The organism is Streptomyces sp. NPDC101118, from assembly GCF_044759445.1.
GTDB lineage: Bacteria > Actinomycetota > Actinomycetes > Streptomycetales > Streptomycetaceae > Streptomyces.
Genome location: NZ_JBIVZG010000005.1, coordinates 131,044 through 147,358, shown reverse-complemented (window position 1 = coordinate 147,358; position 16,315 = coordinate 131,044). Strand labels below are relative to the sequence as shown.

16 protein-coding genes are annotated in these 16,315 nt (G+C 72.5%); 7 read left to right on the top strand and 9 right to left on the bottom strand.

Features of this window, described 5'->3' with window-relative positions:
- Window positions 1–112 precede the first annotated feature (112 nt).
- Window positions 113–904, top strand: coding sequence for a VOC family protein (locus ACIQUQ_RS11765; protein WP_403974158.1), 792 nt, complete (start codon window positions 113–115; stop codon window positions 902–904).
- 162 nt (window positions 905–1,066) lie between these two features.
- Here ACIQUQ_RS11765 and ACIQUQ_RS11760 read toward each other — a convergent pair whose 3' ends face one another.
- From ACIQUQ_RS11760 to ACIQUQ_RS11745, 4 genes are all read right to left on the bottom strand, one after another.
- Complete coding sequence (locus tag ACIQUQ_RS11760) at window positions 1,067–1,504, bottom strand: CBS domain-containing protein (RefSeq protein ID WP_403974155.1); 438 nt, start codon at window positions 1,502–1,504, stop codon at window positions 1,067–1,069.
- Between the two features lie 122 nt (window positions 1,505–1,626).
- Entirely contained in the window at window positions 1,627–3,276 is a 1,650-nt protein-coding gene (locus ACIQUQ_RS11755) for a phospho-sugar mutase (RefSeq protein WP_403974152.1), read from the bottom strand.
- Between the two features lie 41 nt (window positions 3,277–3,317).
- Window positions 3,318–4,124 carry a purine-nucleoside phosphorylase gene (locus tag ACIQUQ_RS11750; protein WP_399946438.1) on the bottom strand — a complete coding sequence of 269 codons (807 nt, stop codon included), beginning with the start codon at window positions 4,122–4,124 and terminating at the stop codon, window positions 3,318–3,320.
- Window positions 4,125–4,283: 159 nt separating this feature from the next.
- Window positions 4,284–4,721 carry a gamma-glutamylcyclotransferase gene (locus tag ACIQUQ_RS11745; protein WP_399946441.1) on the bottom strand — a complete coding sequence of 146 codons (438 nt, stop codon included), beginning with the start codon at window positions 4,719–4,721 and terminating at the stop codon, window positions 4,284–4,286.
- Between the two features lie 219 nt (window positions 4,722–4,940).
- Between ACIQUQ_RS11745 and ACIQUQ_RS11740 the strand changes: the two genes are divergently transcribed.
- A complete protein-coding gene (locus tag ACIQUQ_RS11740) occupies window positions 4,941–6,380 on the top strand; it encodes an NAD(P)H-quinone dehydrogenase (RefSeq protein WP_403974148.1) in 1,440 nt (479 codons plus the stop codon).
- A gap of 165 nt (window positions 6,381–6,545) precedes the next feature.
- Window positions 6,546–7,487, top strand: coding sequence for a DeoR/GlpR family DNA-binding transcription regulator (locus ACIQUQ_RS11735; protein WP_403974145.1), 942 nt, complete (start codon window positions 6,546–6,548; stop codon window positions 7,485–7,487).
- A gap of 65 nt (window positions 7,488–7,552) precedes the next feature.
- Here ACIQUQ_RS11735 and ACIQUQ_RS11730 read toward each other — a convergent pair whose 3' ends face one another.
- On the bottom strand, window positions 7,553–9,316 hold the full coding sequence (locus ACIQUQ_RS11730; protein ID WP_403974142.1) for an acetyl/propionyl/methylcrotonyl-CoA carboxylase subunit alpha: 1,764 nt from the start codon (window positions 9,314–9,316) through the stop codon (window positions 7,553–7,555).
- A gap of 385 nt (window positions 9,317–9,701) precedes the next feature.
- Here ACIQUQ_RS11730 and ACIQUQ_RS11725 point away from each other — a divergent pair, with 385 nt between their 5' ends.
- Complete coding sequence (locus tag ACIQUQ_RS11725) at window positions 9,702–10,142, top strand: hypothetical protein (RefSeq protein ID WP_403974140.1); 441 nt, start codon at window positions 9,702–9,704, stop codon at window positions 10,140–10,142.
- Between the two features lie 118 nt (window positions 10,143–10,260).
- Here the strand turns inward: ACIQUQ_RS11725 and ACIQUQ_RS11720 are convergent, their stop codons facing one another.
- The 4 genes from ACIQUQ_RS11720 to ACIQUQ_RS11705 all read right to left on the bottom strand — a co-directional run bounded on the left by ACIQUQ_RS11720 (window position 10,261) and on the right by ACIQUQ_RS11705 (window position 12,988).
- Entirely contained in the window at window positions 10,261–10,872 is a 612-nt protein-coding gene (locus ACIQUQ_RS11720) for a Maf family protein (RefSeq protein ID WP_403974138.1), read from the bottom strand.
- An 11-nt stretch (window positions 10,873–10,883) separates the two neighbouring features.
- The gene (gene mmpB, locus ACIQUQ_RS11715) at window positions 10,884–11,012 is read right to left on the bottom strand and encodes a morphogenic membrane protein MmpB (RefSeq protein WP_403974135.1); all 129 of its coding nucleotides are present in this window, start codon (window positions 11,010–11,012) and stop codon (window positions 10,884–10,886) included.
- Window positions 11,013–11,162: 150 nt separating this feature from the next.
- Window positions 11,163–11,369 carry an acyl-CoA carboxylase epsilon subunit gene (locus ACIQUQ_RS11710; protein WP_403974132.1) on the bottom strand — a complete coding sequence of 69 codons (207 nt, stop codon included), beginning with the start codon at window positions 11,367–11,369 and terminating at the stop codon, window positions 11,163–11,165.
- A 23-nt stretch (window positions 11,370–11,392) separates the two neighbouring features.
- Window positions 11,393–12,988, bottom strand: a complete 1,596-nt coding sequence (locus ACIQUQ_RS11705; protein ID WP_403974130.1) for an acyl-CoA carboxylase subunit beta — start codon at window positions 12,986–12,988, stop codon at window positions 11,393–11,395.
- A gap of 107 nt (window positions 12,989–13,095) precedes the next feature.
- On the opposite strand from ACIQUQ_RS11705, the gene ACIQUQ_RS11700 reads away from it, so the two are divergent.
- From ACIQUQ_RS11700 to ACIQUQ_RS11690, 3 genes are all read left to right on the top strand, one after another.
- Entirely contained in the window at window positions 13,096–13,968 is an 873-nt protein-coding gene (locus tag ACIQUQ_RS11700) for a biotin--[acetyl-CoA-carboxylase] ligase (protein WP_403974128.1), read from the top strand.
- 167 nt (window positions 13,969–14,135) lie between these two features.
- Entirely contained in the window at window positions 14,136–15,302 is a 1,167-nt protein-coding gene (locus tag ACIQUQ_RS11695) for an adenylate/guanylate cyclase domain-containing protein (RefSeq protein WP_403974126.1), read from the top strand.
- Window positions 15,303–15,327: 25 nt separating this feature from the next.
- The gene (locus tag ACIQUQ_RS11690) at window positions 15,328–16,143 is read left to right on the top strand and encodes an enoyl-CoA hydratase/isomerase family protein (RefSeq protein WP_403974123.1); all 816 of its coding nucleotides are present in this window, start codon (window positions 15,328–15,330) and stop codon (window positions 16,141–16,143) included.
- Window positions 16,144–16,315: the final 172 nt, after the last annotated feature.

The window sequence follows — 16,315 nt, the reverse complement described above, 5'->3', positions numbered from 1 at the left end:
GCCGGGGGTCCTCCGAGGGGATGACCCCGCGGGGAGTCGGGGGCGCGGGGAGTGCCGTTTCCGCCAGGGTGGCCGGGGACATCCGCACCCGGAACCCCTGGAGGGATCCCGCATGCTCGGTACCGCATTCGTGCACGGCTCGCCCAGCTGGCTCGACCTCGGTTCGCCCGACACCGACGCGACGGCCGCGTTCTACGGCGCCGTCTTCGGCTGGCACTTCGTCTCCGCGGGCCCCGAGGCCGGGGGTTACGGCTTCTTCGAGCTGGGCGGCAAGACGGTCGCCGCCGTCGGCCCGCTCACGGAGGAGGGCGCCCGGCCGGCCTGGATGGTGTACTTCAGCACCGACGACGCCCAGGCGACCGCGCAGGCCGTGACCAAGGGCGGCGGCACGGTCCGCGCCGAGCCGATGGACGTGATGGGGGAGGGCTGGATGGGCCAGTTCACCGACCCCGGCGGCGCCCAGTTCGCCATCTGGCAGCCGGGCAGGACCAAGGGGCTCGGCAAGACCTCCGAGGACGACACGCTGGTGTGGGTCGAGCTGATGGCCGACGACCCGGTCGCCTCGATCGATTTCTACGGCTCCCTGTTCGGGTGGCGGTCCCAGGAGATGCCCACGCCCGGGATGACGTACCGCGTGCTGTCGACGGCCGACGGCGACATCCAGGACGCCTCCTTCGGCGGGGTCGCGCCCTCCGACGCGGTGCCGCACGCCGAGGAGGTGCCGGCGCGCTGGATCCCGTACTTCGCGGTGGCCGACGCGGCCGCGACGGTCGCGAAGGCGGAGGCGGCGGGCGGATCGGTGCTGATGCCGCCGACGGACCTGCCGGACGTCGGCACCATCGCCTGGATCGCGGACCCGCACGGGGCGCCCTTCGCGGTGCTCAAGCCCGCACCGATGCCGTAGGGCACGCGGGGCCTGCGCGGGGCACGCGGGGCCTGCCCGGGGCAGGCGGGGCACGTGCGTCCGGCCGTGCGGCGGTGCGGCCGCCGGCCGGGGCGCGTGTGCGGGACGTCCCGGCCGGCGTGGGGGTGTGGTTCCGGTGTGGCGTCGCGGCGCGGCGTGCCGTCAGTGGGCCACGTACACGCGGCTCACGAAGGCGGCGATCTCCGCGTCCGACAGGTTCTTCGCCACGTTGGCCTCGGTGATCATGCCGATCAGACGGTGTCCGTTGGACACGTCGATCACCGGCAGGCGCTTGATCTGGTGGACCTCCATCGTGTCCACCGCTTCCTGGGCGCTGGCCTCGGCGGACACCCAGTGGAGGGTGCCGGCCAGCTCGCCGCACTTCATCGTGGCCGGGTCCAGGCCCTCGGCACAGCACTTCATCACGATGTCCCGGTCGGTGATCAGGCCCTGGAGGCGCTGGTCGTCGCCGCATATGGGCAGACAGCCGACGTCGAGGTCCCGCATCATGCGCGCGGCGTCGAGCAGCGTCTGGTGCTCGCCGCAGCACTGCACACCCGCGGTCATGATGTCGCGGGCCCGCAGGTTCTTGGTCGCCATGGTTCCTCCCGTACTCGCGGGGCTTTCCCACTTACGAGCACAGCACGGTCCGGCACGGCACGCGCGCCGGGACGCGGAAGGGCCCCGGACCGGCAGGTCCGGGGCCCTTCGCGGTGCCGGGGTCAGATGCCCGCGGCGGCCGCGAGGTCCTTCTTGACGCCCGCCAGCACCTCGGCGCCGCGTGCGCGGGCCGGGGCCAGGTCGGCGGCGTCGGCGACCGGCACGACGACCTCCAGGTAGCACTTGAGCTTGGGCTCCGTGCCGGACGGGCGGACGATCACCCGCGCCTTGTAGGTGCCGTCGAGGTAGTAGCGCAGCCCGTCCGTGGGCGGCAGCTTGCCGGCGCCCTCCGACAGGTCCTCGGCCGAGACCACCCGCAGGCCGGCCAGGGAGACCGGCGGCCGCTCCCGCAGGGCGCGCATCGCGTCCGCGATGACCGACAGGTCCTGGACCCGCACCGACAGCTGGTCGGTGGCGTGCAGGCCGTGCTCCATGGCCAGGTCGTCCAGCAGGTCGGTGAGGGTGCGGCCCTGCTCCTTGAGCACCGAGGCCAGCTCGGCGACCAGCAGGGCGGCGGTGACGCCGTCCTTGTCGCGCACACCCTCGGGGTCCACGCAGTAGCCGAGCGCCTCCTCGTACCCGTAGCGCAGGCCCTCGACGCGGCTGATCCACTTGAAGCCGGTCAGCGTCTCCTCGTACGGCAGGCCCGCGGCGTCCGCGATCCGGCCGAGCAGGGAGGAGGACACGATCGACTCGGCGAACGTGCCCTGCGCGCCCTTGTGCACCAGGTGGGCCGCCAGCAGCGCGCCGACCTCGTCGCCGCGCAGCATCCGCCAGCCGCCCTCGGCCGCGTCGTCCGGGACCGCGACCGCGCAGCGGTCCGCGTCCGGGTCGTTCGCGATCACGATGTCCGGGCTCACGCGGGCGGCCGTGGCGAACGCCAGGTCCATGGCGCCCGGCTCCTCCGGGTTGGGGAAGGCCACCGTGGGGAAGGCCGGGTCGGGCTCGGCCTGCTCCTCGACCAGCACGGGCGCGGGGAACCCGGCCCGGTCGAAGGCGGCCAGCACCACGTCCTTGCCGACGCCGTGCATGGCCGTGTAGACGGTCCGCACGCCCCGGGGGGACCCGGGGGTCAGGACGGCGTCCGTACGTGCCAGGTAGGCCTCCAGGACCTCGTCGCCCAGCTGCTGCCAGCCGTTGTCCGGGCGGGGTACGGAGGCCAGCGCGCCGACCGCCGCGATCTGCTCGGCGATCTCCGCGTCCGCGGGGGACACGATCTGCGAGCCGTCGCCCAGGTAGACCTTGTAGCCGTTGTCCCGGGGCGGGTTGTGGCTCGCGGTCACCTCGACGCCGGCGACGGCGCCCAGGTGCCTTATGGCGTAGGCGAGGACGGGCGTGGGCAGCGGGCGCGGCAGCACGGCCGCCCGCAGCCCGGCGCCGGTCATCACGGCGGCGGTGTCGCGCGCGAAGTCGGCGGACTTGTACCGCGCGTCGTAGCCGACGACGACGAGGCCGCCGTCGTGGCCCTTGGCCTTGAGGTACGCGGCGAGACCGGCCGCGGCGCGGATCACCACGGCGCGGTTCATCCGCATCGGGCCGGCGCCGAGCTCGCCGCGCAGTCCCGCGGTGCCGAACTGGAGGGTGCCGGAGAACCGGTCGGCCAGCTCCGCGGTGTCACCGGCGTCGACGAGCGCGGCCAGTTCCGCCGCGGTCTCCGGGTCCGGGTCCTCGGCCAGCCAGGCCCGGGCCCGGGTGATCAGGTCGTCCTGCACTACATCCGCCTCTTCTCGTACGTCGCGTCGCGTCCTGCGGCTCAGATCCGGGCGAGGACCTGGGTGAGCAGCTGGCCCATGCGGGCGGCCGAGTCGCGGCCCGCCTGCAGGACCTCCTCGTGGTTCAGGGGCTCGCCGGACAGGCCCGCCGCCAGGTTGGTGACCAGGGAGATGCCCAGGACCTCGGCGCCCGCCTCACGGGCCGCGATGGCCTCCAGGACGGTCGACATGCCGACCAGGTCGGCGCCCAGGACGCGGATCATGTTGATCTCGGCCGGGGTCTCGTAGTGCGGGCCGGGGAACTGCACGTAGACACCCTCCTCCAGGGAGGGGTCGATCTCCTTGCACATCGCGCGCAGGCGCGGCGAGTACAGGTCGGTCAGGTCCACGAAGTTCGCGCCGACGATCGGCGAGGCCGCGGTGAGGTTCAGGTGGTCGCTGATCAGGACCGGCTGGCCGGGCTTCATGCCCTCGCGCAGACCGCCGCAGCCGTTGGTGAGGACCACGGTCTTGCAGCCGGCGGCGACGGCCGTGCGGACGCCGTGGGCGACGGCGGCGACGCCGCGGCCCTCGTAGTAGTGGGTGCGGCCGAGGAAGAGCAGCGCGCGCTTGTCGCCGATCTTGTACGAGCGGATCTTGCCGCCGTGTCCCTCGACGGCCGGCGGCGGGAAGCCGGGCAGCTCGGTGACGGGGAACTCGGACTCGGGGGCGCCCAGGGCCTCGGCGGCGGGGGCCCAGCCGGAGCCCATCACCAGGGCGACGTCGTGCGTCTCGGCGCCGGTCAGCTCGCGCAGACGGGCGGCGGCGTCGGCGGCGGCAGCGTGGGGGTCGGTAACAGATGCGTTCACGCGGACGAGGGTAGCCGCTCAATCCCTACGCGCGTAGATGGCACAGCTCACGGTGTTCCGATCGTTGCTTTGTCGTTTCCGACGATTTGCCGCTTGTGGTGTCGCGGGACGGCTCCCGGAGGCGCGGGAAGGTCCGCCGGGGGGCCTTCCCGCCGGCCGTCAGCAGGGGCGCTTGCGCAGCTCCATCACGTAGTCGTGGGGGGCGCCGGCGGACTCGGCGGCGTCGGCGATCTCCCCGAGGTAGCGGGCGGAGGGCAGACCGCCCTCGTAGCCGTTCAGCACGTACACCCAGGCCGGCTCCTCGCCGTCCAGGGTGTCGACGCGGACCCGCATCCGGCGGTAGATGTCGAGGCCGACACCCTCCCAGCGGTCCATGGAGTCCTCGTCGAGCGGGGCGATGTCGTACAGGGCGACGAAGACCTGGGAGCGGGGGGCCTCGACGATCGTCGCGAGGGCGCCCTCCCAGCCCATCTGCTCACCCCCGAAGGTGAGCCGCCACCCGTTGAGCCACCCCGTGCCACGCAGCGGGGAGTGCGGTGCGCGGCGGGTCATCAGCCGCGCGTCGAGGTTGCCGGCGTACGCGGCGTAGAGCGACATGGTGTCGAGGGTACGGGAGGGGCGGGCGTGGGTGCCGTCCGAGTGTGCCGCGGATCCCCGTCGGCCGGGCTGCGATTCCGTCGTCGCGCGTCGGAGACGGCCAGTCGAACCGAGCCTTGGAGATGCTGGACAATGGGGTACGGACAGCATCCCCCGGGGTTCACCCCCGGACCCCGGCCGGGGCGGCAGCCGGCCGGGTTGACGTGAGGCGGCTTTTTCGTGACCCGGATCGTGATCATCGGCGGCGGACCCGGCGGGTATGAGGCGGCGCTGGTTGGCGCCCAGCTCGGCGCGGAGGTGACCGTCGTCGACTGCGACGGTCTGGGCGGGGCGTCGGTGCTGACCGACTGCGTTCCGTCGAAGACCCTCATCGCGACGGCCGAGGTGATGACCACCTTCGACTCCTCCTACGAGGAGCTCGGCATCATCGTCGCCGACGACACCCCTCCGCTGGAGGAGGCGGCCCGGGTGCACGGCGTGGACCTCGGCAAGGTCAACCGGCGTGTGAAGCGCCTCGCGCTGGCCCAGTCCCACGACATCACGGCCTCCGTCACCCGCGCCGGTGCCCGCGTCATGCGCGGCCGCGGCAAGCTCGGCGGCCCGCAGGGCATCGACGGCACCCGGGACGTCATCGTCACGGCCGCCGACGGCACCGAGACCATCCTGACCGCCGACGCCGTGCTGATCGCGACCGGTGGCCACCCGCGGGAGATCCCCGACGCGCTGCCCGACGGCGAGCGGATCCTCAACTGGACCCAGGTCTACGACCTGGAGGAGCTGCCCGAGGAGCTCATCGTGGTCGGCTCCGGTGTCACCGGTGCCGAGTTCGCCGGCGCGTACCAGGCGCTGGGCTCCCGCGTCACGCTCGTCTCCTCCCGCGACCGCGTGCTGCCGGGCGAGGACCCGGACGCGGCCGCCGTGCTGGAGGACGTGTTCCGCCGCCGCGGCATGAACGTCATCTCCCGCGCCCGTGCCGAGTCCGCCAAGCGGGTCGGGGACCGGGTCGAGGTCACGCTGGCCGACGGCCGGGTCATCTCCGGCACGCACTGCCTGATGGCGGTCGGCGCGATCCCGAACACCAGCGACATGAACCTGGAGGAGTCCGGCGTCCGCCTGAAGGACTCGGGCCACATCTGGACCGACAAGGTCTCCCGCACCTCCGCCCCCGGCGTGTACGCGGCCGGCGACGTCACCGGCATCTTCGCGCTGGCGTCGGTGGCGGCCATGCAGGGCCGCATCGCGATGTACCACTTCCTGGGCGACGCGGTGGCCCCGCTGAACCTCAAGACGGTCTCCTCGAACGTCTTCACCGACCCGGAGATCGCCACCGTCGGCTACACGCAGGCCGACGTGGACGCGGGCAAGATCGAGGCCCGTACGGTCAAGCTGCCGCTGCTGCGCAACCCGCGCGCCAAGATGCAGGGCATCCGGGACGGCTTCGTGAAGCTGTTCTGCCGCCCCGGCACGGGCATCGTGGTCGGCGGCGTGGTCGTTTCCCCGCGTGCGAGCGAGCTGATCCACCCCATCTCGATCGCGGTCGACAACAACCTGACGGTCGAGCAGATCGCAAACGCGTTCACGGTGTACCCCTCGCTGTCGGGTTCGATCGCGGAGGTCGCCCGTCAGCTGCACACCCGCAAGGCGACCGGCGAGGTCTAACCCCCCTTTTCCGCAAGGGCATTGGGGCGGGGCGACGAGCCGCCGCGGGCGGTACGCACAGTCTTTGGCTTGCGTATACCACTAGTTGCCCCGCCCTGCGAACAACTCCTGTAATTCGGCGCAAAGAGCTGAAAGCAGACGGTCGTTGGGGTTACTGTCAGTTTCGTGTTCGCTGCTGAACGTCGCCAACTGATCCTCGAAATGGTGCGTGCCAACGGGGCGGTATCGCTCCGTGAGCTCGCCCGCGTCGTCCAGACCTCCGAAGTGACCGTACGGCGGGACGTGCGGGCACTGGAGGCAGAAGGACTCCTCGACCGCCGGCACGGCGGTGCGGTCTTGCCGGGCGGTTTCACGCGGGAGTCCGGCTTTCCGCAAAAGTCCCATCTCGCGACGGCGGAGAAGACCGCCATCGCCGATGTCGCCGCGGGTCTCGTCGAAGAGGGCGAGGCCGTGGTCGTCGGCGCGGGCACCACGACCCAGGAGCTGGCCCGCCGGCTCGCCCGGGTGCCCGGACTGACCGTCGTCACCAACTCCCTCCTGGTGGCCCAGGCGTTGGCCCATGCCAACCGGGTCGAGGTCGTGATGACCGGCGGCACCCTGCGGGGCTCCAACTACGCCCTGGTGGGCAGCGGTGCCGAGCAGTCCCTCCAGGGGCTGCGGGTCTCGCGGGCCTTCCTCAGCGGCAGCGGGCTCACCGCGGAGCGCGGCCTGTCGACCTCCAACATGCTCTCCGCGAGCGTGGACCGGGCGCTGGTGCAGGCGGCGGCCGAGGTGGTGGTCCTCGCCGACCACACCAAGCTGGGCACCGACACGATGTTCCAGACGGTGCCGACCGACGTGATCACCCGGCTGGTCACGGACGAGCCGCCGGCGCACGACGACCGGGCGCAGACCGAGCTCCAGGCGCTGGCCGACCAGGGCGTCCAGATCACCGTCGCGGGCACCGCGGTGCCGTCCGGCGGGGAGGGCCTGCCGGGCCGGCGCCCGCGCCGGGAGTCACCGCTGCCCGTCCAGCGGCGCGGCGGGCCCCAGCTGCGCAGTGCGGTCTCCCTCCCGGACCCGGGAGCGGCCGACCGGCCCCGCGTGGCGGACATGCGGCGGCGCTGAGAGCGGTACGCGAAGGCCCCGGCCGGGAGATCCCGGCCGGGGCCTTCGTACGGCTGCGGCGGACGTCAGTCCTTGATCTCGCAGATCGCGGCGCCGGAGGTGATGGAGGCGCCGACCTCGGCCGCGAGGCCCTTGATCGTGCCGGAGCGGTGCGCGTTCAGCGGCTGCTCCATCTTCATCGCCTCGAGTACGACCACCAGGTCGCCCTCCTTGACCTCCTGGCCCTCCTCGACCGCGACCTTCACGATCGTGCCCTGCATCGGGGAGGCCAGCGTGTCGCCGGAGGCGGCCGGGCCGGACTTCTTCGCGGCGCGGCGCTTCGGCTTGGCGCCGCCGGCGGCGGCGGTGCGGGCCAGCGTCATGCCGAGGGAGGACGGCAGGGAGACCTCGAGGCGCTTGCCGCCGACCTCGACGACCACGGTCTCGCGACCCGGCTCCTCGTCGGCCTCCTCGGCCGCCGGGGCGGCGAAGGCCGGGATCTCGTTGACGAACTCGGTCTCGATCCAGCGGGTGTGGACCTTGAACGGGGTGCCGTCGGTCGGCGCGAACGCCGGGTCGGACACGACCGCGCGGTGGAACGGGATGGCCGTGGCCATGCCCTCCACGTTGAACTCCGCCAGCGCGCGGGCGGCACGCTGCAGCGCCTGCTCGCGGGTGGCGCCGGTGATGATCAGCTTGGCCAGCAGGGAGTCCCAGGCCGGGCCGATGACCGAGCCGGACTCGACGCCGGCGTCCAGGCGGACACCCGGGCCGGTCGGCGGCGCGAAGACGGTGACGGTGCCGGGCGCGGGCAGGAAGTTGCGGCCCGGGTCCTCGCCGTTGATGCGGAACTCGAAGGAGTGGCCGCGCAGTTCGGGGTCGCCGTAGCCCAGTTCCTCGCCGTCGGCGATGCGGAACATCTCGCGGACGAGGTCGATGCCGGTGACCTCTTCGGTGACCGGGTGCTCGACCTGGAGACGGGTGTTGACCTCCAGGAAGGAGATCGTTCCGTCGAGGCCGACCAGGAACTCGACCGTGCCGGCGCCGACGTAGCCGGCCTCCTTGAGGATGGCCTTGGAGGCGCGGTACAGCTCCGCGTTCTGCTCGGCCGACAGGAACGGCGCGGGGGCCTCCTCGACGAGCTTCTGGTGGCGGCGCTGGAGCGAGCAGTCACGGGTCGAGACGACCACGACGTTGCCGTGGCTGTCGGCCAGGCACTGGGTCTCCACGTGACGCGGCTTGTCGAGGTAGCGCTCGACGAAGCACTCGCCGCGGCCGAAGGCGGCCACGGCCTCGCGCACGGCGGAGTCGTACAGCTCCGGAACCTCTTCGAGGGTGCGCGCGACCTTCAGGCCGCGGCCACCGCCGCCGAAGGCGGCCTTGATCGCGATCGGCAGGCCGTGCTCCTCGGCGAACGCGACGACCTCGTCCGCACCCGAGACCGGGTCCGGGGTGCCCGCGACGAGCGGGGCGCCCGCGCGCTGCGCGATGTGACGGGCGGCGACCTTGTCACCGAGGTCGCGGATGGCCTGCGGCGGCGGGCCGATCCACGTGAGGCCCGCGTCGATCACGGCCTGGGCGAATTCGGCGTTCTCGGAGAGGAAGCCGTATCCGGGGTGGACGGCGTCGGCTCCGGAATCGGCTGCGGCCTGGAGCACCTTGGCCATGTCCAGGTAGCTGGCGGCCGGGGTGTCACCGCCCAGCGCGAAAGCCTCGTCGGCCGCGCGGACGTGCAGAGCGTCCCGGTCCGGGTCGGCGTAGACGGCTACGCTCGCGATCCCGGCGTCCCGGCAGGCCCGGGCAACGCGGACAGCGATTTCGCCTCGGTTGGCGATGAGCACCTTGCGCACGATGTCTCCCTCCTTGAAACAAGCTGAGTTTAGGGACTGCCGACACGGCCTTTCGACCCGTCCCCAACGGTGACCTTGCCCACATGGAGTGTCCATCGAGGCTCTCTCGAGGCGCGAAAACCCTTGTGGCGACACGGACCAGGGAAATCCCCAACTGCACAGTAACCCCGTCGTGTGGCCAAGGTCTCTGTCCGCGCGCGCAGCGGCCCGGTGGGTTTCTTTGTGGGGACCCTACGAAGCCCCTGATCAATCTTTGCCATCGGGACGAAGCTTGGGGAAGTCATAACGAAGCCGTGCGCACCCCTTGTACCGGCGTTTACTCGTTAGTAGCCTCCGGGGCGTCGAACAAGCGGACATGGACATGCCCGGACGGGGGTGGGGCGCTGTGGCACGGAGACTCGTGGCCGTCGCGGCCGCGATCGTGCTGTTCCTCGAGGCCGCCGGCCTCGTGCTGGTGAACGTCGTCCTCGGCACCGCCGTCGACCGGCAGTCGATGTCCATCGCCGGCATGGACCCGGACCTGATGTCCGGCGCCACCTACGGGCTCGGCGCCTTCATGGGCGCCTTCCTGGCCGCCAGCGCGGTCGTGCTCCTGCTGGTCGCCGCGCGCGACCGGGCCCCCGGCCGGGCCGCCCGCCTCCTGCTGGTCGCCTGCGCGCTCACGCACGGCGTGCTGGGCGCCCTGGTCGTCGGCATGGTGGGCTGGGGCGCCTTCGCCGCGATGATGGTCATCCTGGCGCTCGTCGTCCTCACCCTCATGGCGTACGCCAAGGAGGAAGACGACAACGCGGCGGCCGAGGAGGTACCCCCGCCCGCCGCGGTCTGAGCCCCGCCGAACACCGCCCGAGTCCGTCAGATCGGCCGAACATCAGTCAGTCGGGCCGTCAGCCGGGCCGTCCGTCAGCCAGGCTGTCAGGCCGTCAGGTGCCGGGCCGTCGGGCCGGTCAGGTCCACAGGTCCGTGATCGACACGCCCAGCTCGCCGAGCAGGGAGCGCAGCAGCGGCAGCGACAGGCCGATCACGTTCCCGTGGTCGCCCTCGATGCCCTCGATGAACGGCGCGGAGCGGCCGTCCAGCGTGAAGGCGCCCGCCACGTGCAGCGGCTCGCCGCTCGCCACGTACGCGGCGATCTCCGCGTCCGTGGGCTCGCCGAAGCGCACCGTCGTGGAGGCCGTGGCCGACACCTGGGCGCCGGTGGCCGTGTCGATCACGCAGTGGCCGGTGCGCAGCACGCCCGTACGCCCCCGCATCGACGTCCAGCGGGCGGTCGCGTCCGCCGCGTCGTCCGGCTTGCCCAGCGCCTCGCCGTCGAGCTCCAGCACCGAGTCGCAGCCGATCACCAGCGAGCCGCCGGCCTCGGGCAGCCCGGCGACCACCGCGGCCTTGGCCTCGGCGAGGACCAGGGCCAGCTCGGACGGCGTGTCGGCGCTCAGCGCGTCCTCGTCCACACCGCTGACGATCACGTGCGGGGCGAGGCCCGCCTGCTGGAGGAGGTTGAGCCGGGCGGGGGAGGCGGAGGCGAGCACGAGCCGGCGGGGTTCAGTCATGCGGCCCATCGTAGGAGCCGTCACGGCACCCCGAGGACGTAGACCACCACCACCATCGCCAGGACGAGGACCAGGGTCATCCGGCGGAGCATCGCCTGGGCCGCGCGCATGTCCTCCGGCGGCTCGTTCTCGGGGTCGGACCAGAGCATGTACCGATCCTGCGCCGGAAGACGCCGGTGGCGCCTGAGTACGGGTACTCAAGCGCCACCGGTCTTGGGCCCCGGACACGGTCCGGGAACGCACGCGCCGTCACCGCACGGACGACGCGGGCGGGTACGTGCGGGAACCGCCCCCCGGCCTCACGCGGGCCAGTACGTACGGCCCCACGCGCGCGGACCCGGGCGGGGCGTCCCCGCCCGCGCCACGCGGGCCGGGTCCGACCACCCGTCGGCGACCCTGGGAGCGCCCGACGGCGCCGAGGCCAGCGCCGCCGCGCGCGCTTGGACCACCGCCAGTGCGGCGGCCAGCTCCTCCGGAGTCGGGTTGCCCTTGACGACCCTGATCATGGTGAACTCCCTCTCCAGGCGCCCTACAGGGGGATGTTGCCGTGCTTCTTCGGCGGCAGGGACTCGCGCTTGGTGCGCAGCTGGCGCAGGCCCTTCACGATGTGCTGGCGGGTCTCCGACGGCATGATGACGGCGTCGACGTACCCGCGCTCGGCCGCGATGTACGGGTTGAGCAGCGTGTCCTCGTACTCGGTGATCAGCCGCGCCCGGGTGGCGTCGCCGTCTCCGGCGGCCTCCGCCTCCGCGATGGTACGCCGGTGCAGGATGTTCACCGCGCCCTGCGCGCCCATGACCGCGATCTGCGCCGTGGGCCAGGCCAGGTTCAGGTCCGCGCCCAGGTGCTTGGAGCCCATGACGTCGTACGCGCCGCCGAAGGCCTTGCGGGTGATGACGGTGATGAGCGGGACGGTTGCCTCGGCGTACGCGTAGATCAGCTTCGCGCCGCGGCGGATGATGCCGCCGTACTCCTGGTCCACGCCGGGCAGGAAGCCCGGCACGTCCACGAAGGTCAGGACGGGGATGTTGAAGGCGTCACAGGTGCGGACGAAACGCGCCGCCTTCTCCGAGGCGTTGATGTCCAGGCAGCCGGCGAACTGCATCGGCTGGTTGGCCACGATGCCGACCGGGAAGCCCTCGACCCGCCCGAAGCCCGTGACGATGTTCGGCGCGAACATCCCCTGGGTCTCCAGGAACTCGCCGTCGTCGAGCACGTGCTCGATGACCGCGTGGATGTCGTACGGCTGGTTGGCGCTGTCCGGGACGATCGTGTCGAGCTCGCGGTCCTCGTCCGACTTCTCCAGGTCCGCCTCCTCCGGGAAGGCCGGCGGCTCCGAGAGGTTGTTCGAAGGGAGGTAGGACAGGAGGGACTTGACGTACTCGATCGCGTCCTTCTCGTCGGCGGCCATGTGGTGGGCCACGCCCGAGGTGGCGTTGTGCGTGCGCGCGCCGCCGAGCTCCTCCATGCCGACGTCCTCGCCGGTGACGGTCTTGATGACGTCGGGACCGGTGATGAACATGTGCGAGGTCTTGTCGACCATGACGGTGAAGTCCGTGATGGCGGGCGAGTAGACCGCGCCGCCGGCGCACGGGCCGACGACCAGTGAGATCTGCGGGATCACGCCGGAGGCGTGGGTGTTGCGGCGGAAGATCTCGCCGTACATGCCGAGGGCCATGACGCCCTCCTGGATGCGGGCGCCGCCGGAGTCGTTGATGCCGATGACCGGACAGCCGGTCTTCAGCGCGAAGTCCATGACCTTCATGATCTTCTGGCCGAAGACCTCGCCGAGCGAGCCGCCGAGGACGGTGAAGTCCTGGGAGAACACCGCCACGGGGCGCCCGTCCACCGTGCCGTAGCCGGTGACGACACCGTCTCCGTACGGGCGGTTCTGCTCCATGCCGAAGTCGGTGGAGCGGTGCCGGGCGAACTCGTCCAGCTCGACGAACGAGCCCTCGTCCAGCAGGAGGTCGATCCGCTCACGGGCCGTCAATTTGCCCTTGGCGTGCTGCTTTTCCACCGCACGCTCGGAGCCGGCGTGCACCGCCGCGTCGATGCGGCGCTGGAGATCGGCGATCTTCCCCGCGGTGGTGTGGATGTCGATCGGCTCTGAGGGTTCTGACATCGGGGTCGCGGCTCCCTGCCTGGTCAACCGGATGGCTACTGCCACGTAGCGTAGTGGCGCGCATGGCGCTCGGCAGTGCGGCGTTTCCCACACCTAATGTGGCTTGCATGACGCCCTCAGATGCCTCAGCTCCCGCCTCCGACGGCCGCTGGTCCAGCCTCGACCGGCCGCCCCTCAACGCCCAAGCCCTGCGCCAGGCCCTCGTCCGGCCGGGCGGGCTGTGGACCTCCCTGGAGGTCGTGGAGTCCACCGGGTCCACCAACTCCGACCTCGCCGGACGTGCCGGGGGCCTGCCCGAGGGGGCCGTGCTGGTCGCCGAGGAGCAGACCGCCGGCCGCGGCAGGCTGGACCGGAGCTGGACGGCGCCCGCCCGCTCCGGGCTGTTCTTCTCCGTACTCCTGAAGCCCGAGGGGGTGCCGTCCGCGCAGTGGGGGTGGCTGACCCTGCTCGCCGGGGTGGCCACGGCCGGCGCCGTCTCCCGGACCGCCGGCGTGGACACGGCCCTGAAGTGGCCGAACGACCTGCTCGTCACCGTGGAGGGGGAGGAGCGCAAGACCGGCGGCATCCTCGCCGAGCGGGTGGCGGGCGACCCGGGCGGGGTGGTGATCGGCATCGGCCTCAACGTCACGCTCGGTGCCGGCGAGCTGCCCGTGCCGAACGCCGGGTCCCTCGCGCTCGCCAAGGCCGCCGTCACGGACCGCGACCCGGTGCTCAGGGCCGTGCTGCGGTCGATCGAGGACTGGTACGGGCGCTGGCGGGCCGCGGACGGCGACGCGGCCCGCAGCGGGCTGCTGGAGGCCTACACGGCCGGCTGCGCCACCCTCGGGCGCGAGGTGCGGGCCGAGCTGCCCGGCGGCCGGTCGCTCACCGGTACGGCCGAGGCGCTGGACGAGGACGGCCGGCTGGTGCTCCGTACAGCCGAGGGGACCCGGGAGACGGTGGGCGCCGGGGACGTGGTCCATCTGCGCGGTCTGGCGTGATCCGGCCTCCCGCTGCTCCCGGCCGGTCTCCGGAAGTAGCGTGGAAGTCGTGATGAGTGAGGAGTGAGCTACGGCACACCTGCCGTATGGTTTAGGCGGTCGCCGGTCCCCCCGGTGATCACCCGGCTCGGTGGGGCAGTGTGCACGGAATGGACAGGAGGCGGCCCTTGACCGTCGACGACACGGCTTCCGGTGCGTCCAACACTCCTGTTACCGGCGGGAACGGCCACGGTGCCGCCATCGGGCGTGACCAGCACACTCCTCACCACGAGGTCGACCACACGGTCGAACCGACCGCCGACCCGCTCGCGATCCGGCTGGAACAGCTGATCCTGGGCGCCGAGCGCCGGTACACCCCCTTCCAGGCGGCCCGCAGTGCCGGGGTCTCGATGGAGCTCGCCTCCCGCTTCTGGCGGGCGATGGGCTTCGCGGACATCGGGCAGGCGAAGGCCCTGACGGAGGCGGACGTGCTGGCGCTGCGGCGCCTGGCGGGCCTGGTGGAGGCCGGGCTGCTGAGCGAGCCGATGGCCGTGCAGGTGGCGCGGTCCACCGGGCAGACCACCGCCCGGCTGGCCGAGTGGCAGATCGACTCGTTCCTGGAGGGGCTCACGGAGCCGCCGGAGCCGGGGATGACCCGTACGGAGGTCACGTACCCCCTCGTCGAGCTGCTGCTGCCGGAGCTGGAGGAGTTCCTGGTCTACGTCTGGCGGCGGCAGCTGGCGGCCGCCACGGGCCGGGTGGTCCAGGCGGCGGACGACGAGGAGATGGTCGACCGGCGGCTGGCCGTGGGCTTCGCGGACCTGGTGGGCTTCACCCGGCTGACCCGGCGGCTGGAGGAGGAGGAGCTCGGCGAGCTGGTCGAGGCCTTCGAGACCACCGCGGCCGACCTGGTCGCCGCACACGGGGGCCGGCTGATCAAGACGCTGGGCGACGAGGTGCTGTACGCGGCCGACGACGCCGGCACGGCCGCCGAGATCGCCCTGCGGCTGATCGAGACGCTGGGCGCCGACGAGTCGATGCCCGAGCTGCGGGTCGGGATCGCGTTCGGCACGGTGACGACGCGCATGGGCGACGTCTTCGGCACGACGGTGAACCTGGCCAGCCGGCTGACCTCGATAGCGCCGAAGGACTCGGTGCTGGTCGACGGGGCCCTGGCCGAGGAGCTGGGGCGTACGGGTGACGCGCCGGTCTCGGAGAAGTCGGCGGAGCTGGAGGGCGAGGCGGGCGCCTCGTACCGCTTCGCGCTGCAGCCGATGTGGCAGCGGCCGGTGCGCGGTCTCGGAGTCGTGGAGCCCTGGCTGCTCACGCGGAGGGCGCCTAAGATCCCCGGGTAACGCTCGTTAACCGGGAGGCTCTGTCGTGGGTGCAGTACGTGTCGAGGACCAGCGGTTCGGCGAGTTCGTCGCGGTGACGCGGCACGGCGAGGGCCATGTCGTGGAGCTGGCGCTGGACCGGCCCAAGGCGATGAACGCGGTGTCCTCGGAGATGGCGCGGTCGATCGGGGCCGCCTGTCAGGCACTGGGTGCGGACCCGTCGGTGCGGGTGGTCGTGCTGACCTCGACGCACGAGCGGGCCTTCTGTGTGGGTGCCGACCTCAAGGAGCGGAACTCCTTCACGGACGCGGAGCTGGTGCGGCAGCGGCCGACCGCGCGGGGCGCGTACACGGGCGTCCTGGAGCTGCCGGTGCCGACGATCGCGGCGGTGCACGGCTTCGCGCTGGGCGGCGGCTTCGAGCTGGCGCTGTCCTGCGACGTGATCGTGGCGGACGAGACCGCGCTGGTGGGCCTGCCGGAGGTGTCGGTGGGCGTGATCCCGGGCGGCGGCGGTACGCAGCTGCTGCCGCGGCGGGTCGGGGCGGCCCGGGCGGCCGAGCTGATCTTCTCGGCGCGCAAGGTGGAGGCTGCGGAGGCGCGTGCGCTCGGGATGGTCGACGAGCTGGTGCCGGCCGGGCAGGACCGTACCCGCGCGCTGGAGCTGGCCGGGGTCATGGCGGGCAACTCCCCGGTGGGGCTGCGGGCCGCGAAGCGGGCGCTGCGGCTGGGGCACGGGCTGGACCTGAAGGCGGGGCTGGAGGTCGAGGACGCGGCCTGGCGGTCCGTGGCCTTCTCGGGCGACCGCGCCGAGGGCGTGGCGGCCTTCAACGAGAAGCGCCGGCCGAACTGGCCCGGGGAGTGACCCGGTGGGGGCCGGCGGGCTGCCGGTCCCCATGTGCGCTCCGGTGACCGGCCGGCCCTCCGCGTACGGTGCCGGGGCCGGCCCCCGTGCGCTCCGGTGACCCGTCGGCGTTCCCCACGCGCGCGGGTGCATAACCAAACGTGATGCCGCGACCACCGAATGTCCTATCAAT